The organism is Neobacillus mesonae (assembly GCF_023715155.1).
In the GTDB taxonomy this organism is placed as follows: Bacteria; Bacillota; Bacilli; order Bacillales; family Cytobacillaceae; genus Neobacillus; species Neobacillus mesonae_A.
The window spans coordinates 1-320 of sequence record NZ_JAMBNQ010000130.1 but is presented as its reverse complement, the minus strand read 5'-3'; the positions used below and the strand labels follow the sequence as shown (position 1 = coordinate 320).

The 320-nt window shown below is 44.1% G+C and carries 2 tRNA genes; both read right to left on the bottom strand.

Annotation, left to right across the window (positions count from 1 at the left end):
* Positions 1–126: 126 nt before the first annotated feature.
* Positions 127–202 (bottom strand) — tRNA-Ala (locus M3183_RS26845).
* 27 nt (positions 203–229) lie between these two features.
* Positions 230–306 (bottom strand) — tRNA-Ile (locus M3183_RS26840).
* Between the last annotated feature and the right edge of the window lie 14 nt (positions 307–320).

Here is a 320-nt window from a genome sequence, read left to right as displayed (position 1 = left end):
CGTGCGCCCTTTCTAACTTAACCTAAAAGGTTTTACTCTAATAATTAGAGAGAAAAACTAAAATGGCGATACTCGGTTCTTACTTGGTTACTTCTTCTTACGATTATCTAGTTTTCAAAGAACGAATGGTGGAGCCTAGCGGGATCGAACCGCTGACCTCCTGCGTGCAAAGCAGGCGCTCTCCCAGCTGAGCTAAGGCCCCAATATAATATAAAAGTAAACAAAAAAATGGTGGGCCTAAATGGACTTGAACCATCGACCTCACGCTTATCAGGCGTGCGCTCTAACCAGCTGAGCTATAGGCCCACATTATTATGAGA